This is a genomic window from Larkinella terrae, assembly GCF_009668025.1.
Lineage (GTDB): Bacteria > Bacteroidota > Bacteroidia > Cytophagales > Spirosomataceae > Larkinella > Larkinella terrae.
Window position 1 is genome coordinate 268,788 of record NZ_WJXZ01000015.1, and the last position, 14,043, is coordinate 282,830.

A 14,043-nucleotide genomic window follows, 5' to 3' on the forward strand; every position below is an offset into this window, starting at 1 on the left:
TTTACTGGCCCGAAGGTTAGTAGTCTGAAAAGGAAGACAACAGAACAACAATTTGGAGAGAAAAAATAGATTTGAAACTTACCGGGAAACCTCAACCCGCCAGTCCGGGCCGCTATTGACTTTGTACTTTTCGGAGAAATTCCCCATGTTGACCGCGACCGAAAAATCCATCAGGCTGTTAAAATAGGCCACATTGTCGCCTTCTTTCGACTCGCCAAAGGTGTTTACCAGCACCATTCGCCCATCGAACATTTTCTCGTCTTTGCGATAAAACCGCACCTGGACGCTCTCGCCGGTTTTGACTCCCAGTTGGGCAAAGAACTCTTTGGAAATGTTCGTCCAGATGTTTCCGTATTGCACGTCAAGAACCGGAATCATGCCTCGCAGAACGCCTTTCTCGAACGTCGGTTTTTGGTAAGGAATTTTCACAACGGCAGGCGGCAGCTTCTTCCCGACCTGCGCGTAGGTAATCACTTTGGCCGCCAGCCGCGCACCCGTATAGGCATAAACGTCGCGCCCGTGAAACGTGTATGACTCATTTGAATTCCGTCGGCGGTTGATAGCTTCGTCGATCTCCCGTACTTCCTGAATGCCCAGCTTTTCGGAAATGAGCGTGAGCGTTCCGTTATCGGGGGTTACAAAATAATGCCCGGATCTGGTCAGCAAAACCACCGATTTACGCTCCGTTCCGACGCCCGGATCACAAACCGACACGAAAACCGTTCCTTTGGGGTAATACGGCGCCGTTTGCAGCAGCCGGTAGGAGGCTTCCCAAATGTTGAAAGCCGGAATTTCGTGGGTCAGATCAACGAGCTTGAGTTGGGGCGAAACACCAAGCGCCACGCCTTTCATGGCCGAAACCGCCCCGTCTTTCACGCCAAAATCCGATTGAAACACCAGGATGCCGTTTTGGGCAAAAAGCACAGTGGGAATAAACCAGCATTGGATAAAAAGCAGGGCGGTTTTTCGGTACATGGGTTTACAATTTCGTTGTTCGGTGTTCGATATTCATTATTCGCTATTGAGCAATCAAAATAACGAATAATGAATATCGAACACCGAATAACGAAATCAATTTGTCACTTGCTAGCCCCTTTTAATTGTTGCACAATCCAGTTCGTCATCAGTTCGGTTTGTTCGGGATAGGTCCAGTGGCCGGTATCCTCGTAGAGTTTCAGCTGTTTCGGGGCCGTAATGACGTTGTAAGACGCGTACATCGACGTTGGCGGGCAGGTTTCGTCGTTGAAGCCCCAGGAATAATAGCCGGGCACCTTAATCAGCCGGGCAAAATTGACCACATCATAATACGATACGGTTTTGATCTTTGCGGGCGTATTGTTAAAAGCTAGTGCCTTGCCGGTAAACAAATGCGGCCATCCACCCGCCCGGCCTTTCAGATAGCCCGTAACGTCGGAAAGTGCCGGATAATAAGCGCCAAGCCACTTGACCCGTTTATCCAGTCCAGCCGTCGTGATAGCCAACGCGCCCCCCTGGCTCCCGCCCGTGACGGCCAGGTTGCTGCCATCATACTGCGGCAAACTCACCAGAAAATCGTTGGCCCGAACGCAGCCCAGGTACACCCGTTTGTAATAATACCGGTCGCGGTCGTCCAGGTTTATGTTGAAGTAACTGGTCAATGCTCCGGCACTCAGATTGAGATAAACCGCCGGGTCCATATTGACCGGAATCCCGTGAATCCCGATTTCCAGCGTAATAATGCCCTTTTCAGCGTCGGCCAGGTTACCGGCGTAGGGTCGAATTCCGGCACCCGGAACCCGCAGCAGGGCCGGGTATTTCCCTTCTTTTTTCGGCATACAGAGAATGCCATACAGCCGGGAATTGGCATAATTCTGAATATTAACGTGGTACACATTCACGTTTTCGGTACAACGCTCGGGCATGAGCGTCATGCGGGCATCGAGCGGAACCCGGCTCAGTTCGGCTTTGGCGCTGTCCCAGAACATCTGAAAATCAGCGGGATTATCGACCGTCGGCGTCACCTGCAGCGGATTAAAACCGGCCGTAGCCAGATTCCGATATGTTTTGCCGTTGATCTCAGCCGTGGCAACACAACGCAGAAAACCGGGTGTTTTCATCGTGCCGCCGTCGACGGTGGTCGTGCCGTTGGCGAGCGTGACGGTTTCCTGTTTGGTCGGGTCCATTTTTTCCGGCCCGATTTCATACTTGATTTTGGCCCCTTTGATGGGATTGCCGTATTGTAATACCGAAATGGTGAATTTGACCGGTTCACCAGGGCGATATTGCCAGTCGGTGTGATCGGGGGCTACGACAATTTTGATGGGACGTTCGGCGGGTTGGGCAAACGCACAGAAGTTTACAAGCAGGTACAGACCGACCAGCAGGGCGTATTTTTTCATTGGGATTCAGGCTTTGGAATGTGAACCGTTTTTTGTTGGTAAGCAAAAAAACGGCATTATCTACCTGTCAAGCCACCTTTGCTTTCAATATTGGCTTGGTCAATATCTGATTCGGATTACAAAACAAAGCCCGGACAACCAATCCGGGCTTTGTTAATCATGACTCTAAAAACCTACAACTTCCCGAGGGAACCGTCCGGTTTCGAGTACATAAAATTGTTATTGATAGGTGCACCGAAGTAATTGATTCCCAGCACATCCAGGCGCTTTTTGTGCACTTCCAGCCGCTGTTTGAAATCGTCGATGTTCTTGCGGTCTTTGGGTGACCAGCCGGTTTCGGCCATCGCGAGGGCGCGGGGATATAGCATATATTCCACATGTTCCGGCGTTTTGACGTATTCCGTCCAGAGGTTGGCCTGAACGCCGATGATGTGTTTCTGCTGCTCCGCCGTCAGACTATCGGGTGCCGGATCGTACGAATAGGTTTTCTCCAACGGCAACAACCCACCAATCGACAACGGCTGCGACTGGGTTTTCGGATCGGCCTGGTAATAGTCCAGGTAGTAATAGGTCGTGGGCGTCATGATCGCATCGTGATTCTGCCGGGCGGCAGCAATCCCGCCGTTGACGCCCCGCCAGCTCATTACGGTTGCGTTGGGCGACAAACCGCCCTCCAGAATTTCATCCCAGCCAATCATCTTGCGGCCTTTCGAGGTGACAAACTTGTCGATCCGGCCAATAAAATAGCTCTGCAATTCGTGCTCGTCTTTCAAACCAAGCTTTTTGATCAGATCCTGGCAAAACCGGCTGGCAATCCATTGCGTTTTCGGACATTCGTCCCCGCCGATATGAATGTACTGACCTGGAAATAAGTCGATTACTTCCGTCAATACTTCCTGCAAAAACTGAAAGGTTTCTTCGCGCGGAAACAAAACATCTTCGTGGACGCCCCATTTGCCCGTCACCGGCACAATTTTGTCTGCGCTGCTGCCCAGTTGCGGATAGGCCGAAAGGATTGCCATCGCATGACCCGGCATCTCGATTTCGGGGACAATGGTGATAAACCGCTCCTGCGCGTACCTGATCACATCCCGGATTTCGTCCTGCGTGTAAAAACCGCCGTACGGCGTTTTGTCATACTTATTGTTCCGGTATTGACCCAGCATGGTCTCTTTCCGGGTTGACCCGATTTCGGTCAGTTTGGGGTGTTTTTTGATCTCGATCCGCCAGCCCTGGTCGTCGGTCAGGTGCCAGTGAAAGGTGTTGATTTTGTGCAGGGCAATCTGATCAATGAACTTTTTAACGGCCGGAACGGGATAAAAATGACGACTCACGTCCAGCATAACGCCCCGGTAGCCGTAGCGCGGCTGGTCTTCAATCAAACAACAGGGCACCGACCAATCGACGTTCTGCGCCACCGACGTCCCGAACACTTCAGCGGGCATGAGTTGCAGCAGCGACTGAACTGCGTAGAAAAAACCGTTCGGCTGTTGCGCCGTCAACGTGATGCGTTTTGGCGTTACGTTCAGAAAATAGCCTTCATTGCCCAATTTGGGGCTTTGCGCTGATGTAAAGACGATTGCGCCCCCTTTACCGGTTTTAATTTGGGGTGTCCGGCCGGTCGATCTGGTAAGTTGGGCGGCCAGCTTTTCGGCCACCCGCCGAACCTCCGGATTGCTGGCTTCTATACTGATGACCAGATTGGCCGGTAATTTAAAACTTCCTTTCTGCTCATCCAGTCGAACAGGTTGTGGAATAAGGGCATAGCGATTGGTTTGTGCTTCGGCGAACTGAATTGTCAGACAAAGAAGCACGATTCGTAAAATCAGGTTTTTCATTCAATAAACGGATTTGTTAAGGAATTTCTTCGTGATCCAGCAGGCACTGAACCACGTAAGCCTGCGTACCGCAGAGTTTCGCCATTTCGCCTAAGCGCGAAACTGTTATGACCAGTTTTGTCCGGAAATCGGCCAGACAGTATTTGTCGATGGCCTGTTCGATCGGTCGCGTGATCAGTCGTTCGGCTTTGGCCACGACGCCGTTGACGATGATGAGTTCAGGATTGAATAAATGGACAGCGATGGATAAGCCCTTACCAAGTTCATTGCCTAGTTCGGTCAGCAGGTCGATGGCCAGTTCGTCGCCCGCTTTGGCTTTGTCGATCACAAGTTCGACGTCGATATCTTCAAAGTTTTCTTCGGCCAGCTTCGATACCCGGCCTTCGCGCAAACCGGCTTTGACCCGTCGAATCAGCGACGAAGCCGAAGTCAGCGTGTCCAGACAACCTACTTTTCCGCAGGAACACAGTTCGCCATCAGCCTGTAGCTGAATGTGGCCCAACTCACCGGCAAAACCGGCCAGACCCTGCAGAATCTCTCCGTTGTTGATCACGCCCAGACCCACACCCCAGTCGATGTTGATGGACAGAACGTGGTTTTTACCTTTCGCCAGCCCAAAGCGATGTTCGCCCAGTATGGTGGCTTTGGTATCATTGAGAAGGTAAACCGGGGCGTCGAAACTCATCGTCAGCAGTTGCTGTAAGGATTCTTCGGGGCGGTTTAAATTCTTGTAAGTATAATTGATGCCGGTGCGCGGATCGACGAGGCCCGGCAAGGCACAGCCCACGCCGATCACCTTCAACTGCTTTTCCTGAACACGCTGCACAATGTCTTCCAGTGGGCCTTTCAGAGCCTCCAGAAAAGCAACGGAGTCCTCTAAACGCAGGTTGACATCCAGGCGGTCGAGCACCCGGTTGGTCAGATCGAAAATGACGAGTTTGATGTCGTGGACACTGATATCGACCACAATAATTACCTGATTTCCAGGACGAAGACCAAATAAAGCCGGTTTGCGGCCGTATTGAGCCGCCCCCGTACCAATTTCCTGAACCCAGTGTTCAGTGGCTAATTCATCGATCAGCATTGTGATTGAAGGCACACTGGCATGTAACGCTTTAGCAAGTTGAGCCAGCGTTCGGGCACCCAGGCGGTACATTTCTTTCAAAATACCGCGCTTTAATCGACTTTTTTTCTTATCAACAATAGATACCGTATAATTTGCCTCCATACTTTCAAAATTCCATTAAGGCTCCATGAGACGAAAAACAGTGAAATATAAGGAGGATATTTTAAAATAATTTATAAATGGTGCGATTTAAGTAAATTATTTATAAAATAACAAGATTTGTTGTTTACAATCCCCACAAACAGATCATTCTTCACGTAAAAGCGAAAGAAACTACGGTTTTTACTTATCCGGGGATTCAATTGCGTTCAGACTATTTTACGGCTGTTTTAATTGCGATTTTCCGTTCATCCATCCAGTTTCGAATAATTTGGGTCAGCGGTTTGGTTTCGATCAAAAAACCGTCGTGGCCATAAAGCGAATCAATTTCTTCGTAACGGGCATCCGGAATGTGCCGGGCCAGAATCTTTTGTTCGACAGGCGGGAAAAGAATATCGGATTTAATGCCGACAGACAGCGTTCTGGAAACCACCTGTTCCAGCGCCAGAGTGATACTCCCCCGGTTCCGGCCAACGTTGTGGGAATCCATAACTTTCGACAAAATCCAGTACGTGTAGGCATTGAAACGGTTGGCCAGTTTTTCGCCCTGGTATTGCTGGTAGCTGGAAGCCTTGTAGTGATCAATCTGCTCGTTATTGTCCAGCGCCTGCGTAAAACCGTAGGTATCATAATTGCGATACGACAACATCGCCACCGCCCGGGCGGCTTTCATACCGGCTTGCCCGGCATCCTCCCGGCTTTCGCTCCAGGTCGGATCGGCTTTAATCGCCATGCGCTGGGCCTCATTGAAAGCGATTCCCCAGGGCGACATCACGGCGTTGGTTGCAATCAGAATCAGGTTTTGGATCACGCCCGGTTGTTGAATGGCCCATTCCAACGCCTGCTGACCGCCCAGCGAACCGCCGATGCAAGTCTGAATCGTTTCAATCCCCAACTCCAGACGCAGCAAATCCAGCGCCTTCACAATGTCGTGGATGGTAACGAGCGGAAAATCGTGGTAGAAAGGGTGGCCGGTTTGGGGATTAACCGATAAGGGCCCGGTTGAGCCGTAACAGGAACCCAATACATTGACGCAAATAATAAACTGATGCGCCGGATCGTAGAATTTACCCGGCCCGATCATCCCGTCCCACCAGTCGCCAGCGTCGGCACTGCCCGTCAGGGCATGACAGACCCAGACGACATTTGAACGATTGGCGTTCAGGACACCGCGAGTTGTATAGGCCAGCCGGAAACCTGGTAAATCGGCGCCACACTCCAATGAAAATGTGTATTTGTAATCAAAAAATCGGGTTTCCAATCGAAAAAAGTACAGTTTACAGTATTCGGTTTTCAGTTTTCTGTATACAATTGCTAGCCCCGTAGATAATGCGCCAGCCGCCGTATACTGAAAACCGAAAACCGGATACTAAATGTTAAGCACTAATGGCGGCAAATGCCTGCTCCAAATCGGCTTTGATGTCGTCGATGTGTTCGGTACCGACCGAAAGCCGCAACAGCCCCGGTTCTACACCCGCACTGAACTGATCTTCGGCGCTCAATTGCTGATGAGTCGTGGCCGATGGGTGAATGATCAGCGTTTTCGAATCGCCCACATTCGCCAGGTGACTGATCATCGTCAGGCTGTCGATAAATTTATCGGCAGCGTCCGAACCGGCTTTTAACTTAAACATCATGACGCCACCAAAACCGCGTTTGAGGTATTTTTTGGCTAATTCGTGATACGGGCTGCTTTCCAGACCCGGGTAATAGACGGTCTCAACCTGATCGTGCTGCTCCAGCCATTGCGCAACCGCGAGCGCATTCTGAACGATCCGTTCAACGCGCAACGACAGCGTTTCGACGCCCTGTAGAAACAAAAACGAGTTGAACGGACTCAGCGCCGGACCCCAGTCACGGAGGCCTTCCACGCGGGCACGGATGATGAACTGAATGTTGCCAAATGGTCCGCCGATTCCGAATACATCGTTGAAAATCAGGCCGTGATAACCTTCGGCAGGTTCGACAAACTGCGGAAACTTCCCATTGCCCCAGTTGTAATTACCACTGTCGACAATGACGCCCCCGATGCTCGTACCGTGTCCGCCGATCCATTTCGTGGCCGATTCAACGACCACAGCCGCGCCGTGTTCGATGGGCCGGAACAGATAACCGCCCGCACCGAAGGTGTTGTCGACGATCAGTGGCAGATCATATTTCTGCGCCAGAGCCGCAAATGCGTCAAAATCAGGCACGTTGAATTTGGGGTTACCAATGGTTTCGAGGAAAATGGCCTTTGTATTGTCGTCGATCAGCCGTTCGAAACTTTCCACCTTGTCGCCTTCGGCAAAACGAACATCAATGCCCAGGCGCTTGAACGAAACCTTGAACTGGTTGTAGGTTCCGCCGTACAGGAAAGGAGAGGTTATAAAGTTGTCACCGACATTCAGAATGTTGTTCAGGGCAACGAATTGAGCCGCCTGTCCGGAGGCAACGGCCAAAGCCGCTACCCCGCCTTCCAGAGCCGCAATGCGCTTCTCGAACACGTCGGTGGTGGGGTTCATGATGCGGGTGTAAATGTTGCCAAATTGCTGTAAAGCAAAGAGTTTGGCCCCATGTTCGGCACTGTCAAATACGTACGAAGTCGTTTGATAAATGGGAACAGCCCGTGAATTGGTGGTGGGGTCGGGTTCCTGGCCTGCGTGCAGTTGCAGGCTTTCAAAATGCAATGGTGCTGACATAATTAGTGGTGGATTGTGAATTGGTAAAAAAATAGAATTAGGGTTAAACAACACGGCAGGCTCAACGCCCGACCGCTCAAGCGGGTAAATTCGCAGGTGATTGACTTGTTTTGGATAAAACAAGCAGTCAACCCGTAGCCGATAGCCTCTCCCGGTTTGTCGGTATATTCGAAGTGAGTGAGATTAATTGCCCGCAGAGGGCATACAGCATCGGATGTTCGTCATGTGCGTGTTCGATTTATATCTCCTATCGGTTTGCCGGAGCAAAACCGTAGGCGGGATGTAGCACCTTGCCACACGGCAGGTTGCCAGAGGTTCACCGAGCCCGGTCTCTTGCCTCTTCTTTATAAATCAAGCGCAACAGCAACCTGCTGCAACGATTCGGAGGTGTTCGAATCGATCTGGAATCTTGATTTCAGTCGCAAGTATAGCGAAGGATGCCCGTTGCTGCAAATTTTTTCGGTCGAAACGGCCTCCAGACGGCTGAATAGTCGTTGCGGCTTATTGAATGGTTATTGTTTTAAAGCAAAAAGCCTCTCGTTTACCAGTCTGCTGACCTTAAAACGGGAGGCTTTATTCGTTTGAAAAAGTTTAGTGTTTAAGTTTCCACTCGCTCATTAAAGAAGCTGAGTTGCGGTTTTTACTATGAACAATAAACTCCAATCTAATCAATTACATATCCGGCATTGATCCGGTTTCGAATTACATCGAAAGTTTCCAGCCGTCCCGGTATTGACGCGAGACGAACTGGTTGGCATCGTCGAAGTTCGTGATTTTCATGTTCTTACCATCCCACATCAGTCGTTGACGGCCGGGGTAGGTAAAGCCTTTTCCGTCGGCTTTCGGCGTCCGGAGCATGTAGCTGCGAATGGCGAGGTTACCCATCAGAACCGACTCGGTCAGCGGACCAGCGAAATCGAACGAAGATGTCAAGGCTTTGTGCTCCTTGCTGTTGAAACCGGCTTTACAGGCTTCCGTCCACAAAATCTGGTGACCGTTTTCCGGCCAGGGTTTGCCGTCGGCCGGTTTTGGTTTCGCCGGAGCGACTATTTTCTGACCATCTTTGGTATACAGAATCGGATCATCGCCGTACATTCCGCAGGCAATCAGACCTTTATCTCCGATCATGAACATACCGTTTTCGCCACCTTCGGGGTAGGCTTCACCCGCAGGCAGCATATCCGGCCGGAACGGACGGATTCCTCCGTCAGACCAAACCAGTTTCACTTCGGATTTATTTTTAGCCGATGCCGGGAATTTCAGTTCCACGTGCGACGCGGGCGGGCAACCTTCGGGGTTGTATTCCGGCGTCCAGTCTTTCAGGAACACCGAGCTGATGCTGGACTCTACTTCGGTCGGATAACCCAGTCCCAAAACGCGGAACGGAATGTCCATGATGTGGCAACCGATATCACCGAGGGCGCCAGCGCCAAAATTCCACCAGCCGCGCCATTTGAACGGGTGATAAGCCGGGGTGTAGCCCACTTTCTGAGCGGGTCCGAGCCACAGATCCCAATCTAGATCCGCAGAAGGTTCGGAGAAATTAGTCGGCACTGGAATGCCTTGCGGCCATACCGGACGGTTGGTCCAGATCTGAATGGTGCTTACTTTTCCCAGCAGGCCCTTGTCGAACCACTCCACCATCGTTTTCTGCTGCGGATTGGACGAACCCTGGTTTCCCATTTGGGTCACCACTTTGTATTTACGGGCGGCTTCGGTCAGCATCCGCGCTTCGTGGATGTTGTGCGTCAGCGGTTTTTGAACGTAAACGTGTTTGCCCCGCGACATGGCTGCCATTGCCACCACCGCGTGGGTGTGGTCGGCAGTCGAAACCGTTACGGCGTCAATGGTTTTGCCTTCTTTTTCCAGCATTTCGCGGAAATCCTTGTAGCGTTTGGCGTTGGGGTGCTTCGTGAAATTCTCTTTCACGCGCGGCAGCCCCCAGTCTACGTCACAAAGTGCGACAATGTTATTGGCTCCGTTGTTGTACGAATTGTTCGTATCGCTAAACCCTTTACCGCCGAAACCCACGCCGGCAATGTTCAGTTTATCACTCGGAGCAATGAACCCTCTCCCCAAAACGTGACGGGGTACGATAAAGAAGCTACCAGCAGCCAGTGCCCCGGCCTGCATAAATTTGCGACGCGATGTCTGCGACGGTTTGTCAGAAGATTGCATAAAGCTGTTAAGGACTATAGGTAAATCACTACAAATAAAGCCCAAATTAGGGAAGATTTACCAATAACAGCCGAAAAAAATGGCTAAAAATGGTTGGATGGTTTTCATGGTTGAATGGTTCTAATGGTTAAAAATGGCTGAAGGATGGTTAAAATTCTACCAGCTGTTTAACCCTTTTTAGCCATTAAAAACCATTCAACCATGAAAACCGCCCTACCCTTTCTAACCATTAAAGCCATTCTTCAACCATCCAGCCATTCCAACCATCCAGCCTTGTTGGTAGCTAAAATTTTTCCGCAGTTGCTTTGCCATTCCTTCGGGTCGATCGTTACCTTTGTAGCAAGACACCGTTTCGTATGGCACAATATTATCGCTTTGACAAAGACAACGCTTCCCGACGCGCCGGGACGGTTGCACTGAAAGATGCCATCGGGCAAATGCTGAAGTCGTATCAACTGCAGACCCGGTTTAACGAAACGTACCTCGAAGCTTTCTGGGAGAAAATGATGGGCAAAGCCATTGCGTCGCGCACCAACCGGCTTTACGTCAAAGACCGCAAGCTGCACATCGAAATCAACTCCGCTCCCCTCCGCAGCGAACTCGTAATTGCCAAACAGAAAATGATTCAGCTCATCAACCGCGAAATGGGCGCTGATGTGCTGGAAGACGTCATTTTTATCTGATCCGGCGCTTCCTGCGTCCACAATTCCCATTGCAATCGGGCCCAAACCAGCATACAGCCAACAGCTTTAATGCGGTAGGGCACAAAAAAACCGTCCCGAATAAAGCGGGGGAAGATATCCGTTGGCGACAGTGAAGTGAATATAATCACGGTTAACAACAAGGCCCAGTCAAACCGGGTGGGTGATTCGAGCGTCAGCCACCAGATTGCCACGCCTGTAACGGCCAGCACATACGTCGGCGATTCGGCCATTTTGTTGAAAATAATGATAAAAAGCAGGAAGTAAGCAATCATTCGGCGCTGGAACAACAGATCTTTCCACAGGTTGACCCGGAGAAAAGGCAGGAGAAAAAGCACAATTCCGACGGCTTCCACCATGCGCAGATTGGCATCGGTTTTGGCCATCCCAAACCAGACTTCCAGAATTCCCATCACCGAAACCAGTCGCCCCAAAGTACTGACCATCACCACCTTAAACCATTCCACGTATTCGCTCCCCAGACTGCTCAACGGAATGATCGTTGCGGGAGCCAGCGCAAACAAAACCGTCCAGACAGTCATGGCCAGCAGGAACTGCGGTTTTTTGGGGTAGAAAACGAAAAACAGAGCTGCCGTGATGCCGTAAAATTTCACAAAACCGCAGAGAACGAAGAAAAAAGCCGCCAGCCAGACGCGCTCATTCCGCAGATGGTACAAGCCGAGCAACATTGCCCCGATAATCAGGTTGTTACTCTGCATGTTCTGGGCCGTAACGAGCGCTTCCGGAAAAATGATCAGCAGCGCCATCCAGCGTTTTCGGGCGGCATTTTCCTCACCCTCCAGAAAATACCAGATTCCGGCGGCCAGCACGACCGAATTGATCAGGTTCCAGAAGAACACACCGAGGCCGATGGGCATGTAATAAAACGGCCCCATCAGCCAGGCAAACGTCGGGCTGTATTTGTAATTATCGGCGTATAAATCGGGGTGTAAACCGTAGATACTCTTGTCAAGTAGCAGATTATGAAAGGGTTTCGAAAACATCAGGTAATTATTGATGCTACCCATCATGTACTTCTGAAAAGCCGCTCCGGTCAGAATAATAATGAACGCTGCCAGCAACCGGGGCAACGTCAGCCAACGTAAACTCATAGTTGTGAAGAGAATTGATTGGATTCCGAAAATTCCTGCATGGTCTGGAATTCGCCGTACGGAGCCAGGTAGCGCAACAGGGCCTCAACGCGGTCGAGCAATCGCTCGTGCGAATACCGCCGGACATAAGCCGGAATTTTGGTGTAGTCCGACAGATTCGTAAACTCCCAGGGATGCACGTAAAGATTCAGAAAACCGTCGGTCCGCAGCGTGTTCATACACAGCCTTTTGTAGAGACCAAACGGAAAGTTTTTCAGGCTGAGCCAGAACAGGGGCAACCGCAACCGGGGCGTTACCGAGGCCGGAATGTGCAGAATATTCCCGCTCCGAAACGGTTTTCGCGGTTCCCGAAGGTGGTTGTAGCGCCCCGGCAGAAAGGTGGGATGCAGCGACGAATTGTAGCGGTATCCGGCCAGAAACAGGTCCGTTTCGTCGACGGCGGCCATGCGCGCCCGGCGAAAACCGACTACCTGCTGGCCCGTAATGGCTTCCAGGGTCCGGCGCGATTTCAACAAATCGGCGGGTTCGAACGTCGTGTGGTAATACCCATGTGACGCGATTTCATGCGTTTTAGCCAGCTTCCGAACCAGATCCGCTTCGTGAAAGGCGTAGTTGGCGGTCGTAAACAGCGTAGCCCGAACGTTCAGAGTTGCCAGCCGATCGGTCAGCAACCGGAGTCCGCGGGTCGAAACCACCAGCTGCTCATCGAGCGACAAATCGTGCCCATACTCCAGCGCCGTGTCGAATTCCTCGACATCGACCGTGAACATAATCTGACGGTTTACCGGTTCCATGCCACTGTTTCAACGCTGACGACTTTTTCCGCCAGATTCGATTCATGAACGAGGTATGTAGGTCGGTGTTTAACTTCCTGGAACGCTTTGCCGAGGTAGATTCCGATGATTCCCATCATAATAAACTGAATACCGCCGATCAGCACAATCAGCAGCACAATGGAAGTCCAGCCGGAAACCGTATTGGCCGTGAAATATTTTTCGTAGAGCACTTCCGCGCCGAACAGTAACGCAAACAGAAACATGCCGAAACCCAGCACCACCGATAAATAGAGCGGTTTTGTGGTAAACGACGTGATCCCCATCGTCGCCAGATTGAACATCTTGCGGAACGAATACTTGCTTTTTCCGGCATAGCGCTGGGCGGGCTGGTACTCGACCCGGCTTTGGCGGAAACCCATCCAGGAGATCATACCGCGCAGGAACAGATCCGTTTCCTTGTATTGCTTCAGGCTGTCGACCACCTTGCGGTCGAGCAGGCGGAAATCGGCTGCGCCCTCCTCCAGATTGACATCGGAAACCGCCCGAATAAACCGGTAAAACCAGCTCGACGTCTTTCGTTTCATCAGGGGTAGCGTTGGATCGGCCTTCCTAATGGCACACACCACGTCGTAGCCTTCCTCCCACTGCGCAATCATCGTCGGAATCAGTTCGGGGGGGTGTTGTAAATCGGCATCGAGGCAGATGACGCAACTGCCGGTTGCGTGATCAAAACCGGCCCGGAGAGCGGCCTGGTGGCCAAAATTGCGGGAGAAGGACAGGTAGCGAACGGAGTCATACAAGCTGCTCAGTTGCTGCAACACATAGAGCGTATCGTCGGTGCTGCCATCGTCGATAATCAGGATTTCAAACTCCCGATACGGCGCTAACACACTTTCCAATCGACTTACCAGAACGGGTAAGTTCTCCTCTTCATTGTGCGCCGGAACAACGATACTGATTTTACCAGTCCGTTGGTTCATTAATACATTCGGCATTTTATCTTTGTGTACGAGATGGTAGGAAGATACTCTTTTGAATATCGGTAAACAATAATAAGTATTTTTGCCGCCACTTCAAGTAGGTAGTTCCCATCACGCCAAAAATTGAAGTTTAAGTTCTGCAATATCAACGAGTTACCTGAAATTAATTTTTTA

At 51.0% G+C, this 14,043-nt stretch carries 11 protein-coding genes and 1 riboswitch; of the genes, 1 reads left to right on the plus strand and 10 read right to left on the minus strand.

Annotated features, from left to right (window positions below):
- Nucleotides 1–78: 78 nt before the first annotated feature.
- The 7 genes from GJJ30_RS30335 to GJJ30_RS30365 all read right to left on the minus strand — a co-directional run bounded on the left by GJJ30_RS30335 (nucleotide 79) and on the right by GJJ30_RS30365 (nucleotide 10,300).
- Nucleotides 79–975: an SAM hydrolase/SAM-dependent halogenase family protein gene (locus GJJ30_RS30335; RefSeq protein WP_154178988.1), complete on the minus strand. Its 897-nt coding sequence runs from the start codon at nucleotides 973–975 to the stop codon at nucleotides 79–81.
- 104 nt (nucleotides 976–1,079) lie between these two features.
- Nucleotides 1,080–2,378, minus strand: coding sequence for an acetylxylan esterase (locus tag GJJ30_RS30340; protein WP_154178989.1), 1,299 nt, complete (start codon nucleotides 2,376–2,378; stop codon nucleotides 1,080–1,082).
- A gap of 173 nt (nucleotides 2,379–2,551) precedes the next feature.
- Nucleotides 2,552–4,216 (minus strand): beta-N-acetylhexosaminidase, encoded by a 1,665-nt coding sequence (locus GJJ30_RS30345; RefSeq protein WP_154178990.1) that lies wholly within the window; start codon nucleotides 4,214–4,216, stop codon nucleotides 2,552–2,554.
- 16 nt (nucleotides 4,217–4,232) lie between these two features.
- Nucleotides 4,233–5,444, minus strand: a complete 1,212-nt coding sequence (locus GJJ30_RS30350; protein WP_154178991.1) for an ROK family protein — start codon at nucleotides 5,442–5,444, stop codon at nucleotides 4,233–4,235.
- Nucleotides 5,445–5,655: 211 nt separating this feature from the next.
- Complete coding sequence (locus GJJ30_RS30355) at nucleotides 5,656–6,702, minus strand: homoserine O-acetyltransferase family protein (RefSeq protein ID WP_154178992.1); 1,047 nt, start codon at nucleotides 6,700–6,702, stop codon at nucleotides 5,656–5,658.
- Between the two features lie 115 nt (nucleotides 6,703–6,817).
- Nucleotides 6,818–8,122 carry an O-acetylhomoserine aminocarboxypropyltransferase/cysteine synthase family protein gene (locus GJJ30_RS30360; RefSeq protein ID WP_154178993.1) on the minus strand — a complete coding sequence of 435 codons (1,305 nt, stop codon included), beginning with the start codon at nucleotides 8,120–8,122 and terminating at the stop codon, nucleotides 6,818–6,820.
- A 235-nt stretch (nucleotides 8,123–8,357) separates the two neighbouring features.
- A riboswitch (SAM riboswitch) is annotated at nucleotides 8,358–8,475 on the minus strand.
- Between the two features lie 349 nt (nucleotides 8,476–8,824).
- Nucleotides 8,825–10,300 carry a Gfo/Idh/MocA family protein gene (locus GJJ30_RS30365; RefSeq protein ID WP_154178994.1) on the minus strand — a complete coding sequence of 492 codons (1,476 nt, stop codon included), beginning with the start codon at nucleotides 10,298–10,300 and terminating at the stop codon, nucleotides 8,825–8,827.
- A gap of 356 nt (nucleotides 10,301–10,656) precedes the next feature.
- Between GJJ30_RS30365 and GJJ30_RS30370 the strand changes: the two genes are divergently transcribed.
- On the plus strand, nucleotides 10,657–10,983 hold the full coding sequence (locus GJJ30_RS30370; protein ID WP_114404177.1) for a DciA family protein: 327 nt from the start codon (nucleotides 10,657–10,659) through the stop codon (nucleotides 10,981–10,983).
- Here the strand turns inward: GJJ30_RS30370 and GJJ30_RS30375 are convergent.
- Genes GJJ30_RS30375 through GJJ30_RS30385 form a run of 3 tightly spaced genes read right to left on the minus strand, consistent with a single transcriptional unit; the run spans nucleotide 10,926 to nucleotide 13,869 of the window.
- Nucleotides 10,926–12,113 carry a glycosyltransferase family 87 protein gene (locus GJJ30_RS30375; RefSeq protein ID WP_154178995.1) on the minus strand — a complete coding sequence of 396 codons (1,188 nt, stop codon included), beginning with the start codon at nucleotides 12,111–12,113 and terminating at the stop codon, nucleotides 10,926–10,928. The genes GJJ30_RS30370 and GJJ30_RS30375 overlap by 58 nt on opposite strands.
- A complete protein-coding gene (locus GJJ30_RS30380) occupies nucleotides 12,110–12,907 on the minus strand; it encodes a polysaccharide deacetylase family protein (protein ID WP_154178996.1) in 798 nt (265 codons plus the stop codon). The genes GJJ30_RS30375 and GJJ30_RS30380 overlap by 4 nt, the downstream gene beginning before the upstream one ends.
- Complete coding sequence (locus GJJ30_RS30385; RefSeq protein ID WP_154178997.1) at nucleotides 12,895–13,869, minus strand: glycosyltransferase family 2 protein; 975 nt, start codon at nucleotides 13,867–13,869, stop codon at nucleotides 12,895–12,897. The genes GJJ30_RS30380 and GJJ30_RS30385 overlap by 13 nt, the downstream gene beginning before the upstream one ends.
- Nucleotides 13,870–14,043: the final 174 nt, after the last annotated feature.